The sequence below is a fragment of the Mycobacterium sp. 852002-51163_SCH5372311 genome (assembly GCF_001667115.1).
In the GTDB taxonomy this organism is placed as follows: domain Bacteria; phylum Actinomycetota; class Actinomycetes; order Mycobacteriales; family Mycobacteriaceae; genus Mycobacterium.
Genome location: NZ_LZIJ01000161.1, coordinates 1 through 760, shown reverse-complemented (window position 1 = coordinate 760; position 760 = coordinate 1). Strand labels below are relative to the sequence as shown.

The 760-nt window shown below is 62.4% G+C and carries 1 protein-coding gene; it reads right to left on the bottom strand.

Features of this window, described 5'->3' with window-relative positions; genetic code table 11:
- Positions 1–760 (bottom strand): IS481 family transposase (locus A5791_RS17710; protein ID WP_067239598.1); only part of this gene is annotated, 760 nt, incomplete at both ends.

Here is a 760-nt window from a genome sequence, read left to right as displayed (position 1 = left end):
GTTGGAGGTGAAGACCCGCCGGTAGGACCACTCGATTTGAAGAGTGCGGTTGTAACGTTCGACCTTGCCGTTCTGCCAGGGGCAGTGCGGTTTGATGAAGATGTGCTTGGCTCCTAACGCGGCGATGGCTGCGGCGACCTCGACGGATCGCCGGTAGCTGAAGTGATTGTCAGTGATCACGGATTCGATGCGTGGAATGCCCTGTGCAGCAAAGTAATCAGCGGCTCGCCTCAAAAAGGCTGCACACGTCGCGCCCTTTTCATTGGGCAAGATTTCGGAGTACGCCAGCCGGCTGTGATCATCAACCATCGAGTGCACGTAGTCATAGCCGATCCCACGGTCCCGGACCTGTTCACTGCGTCCATGGACTCGCCATCCGCCGCCGTCAGGTATGCGGCCCAGCTTCTTGACATCCACATGCACCAACTCGCCGGGATGGGCGCGTTCATAGCGCACCGCGGTGGCCTTCGACGCCTTGATCTGCACCCCTGTCATCGGGTCACACTCGCGCAGATACGGCACATCATGGCGGCGCAGAATCCGTCCCACCGTGCGGGCCGGGACGCCTAGTTCGGGCCCTAACCAGTCCTGGCCGCGACGATGCGCGCGGCGAGCCGCCAGCACTTGCTGCTCGACTTTTCCCGGGGTGCGGCTCGGCGAGGAATGTGGGCGCGAGGAGCGATCCTCCAACCCCTCCCGACCTTCAGCGGCATAACGGCTGATCCAGACACCCACGCACTTGCGTGAGATGCCCATCGCG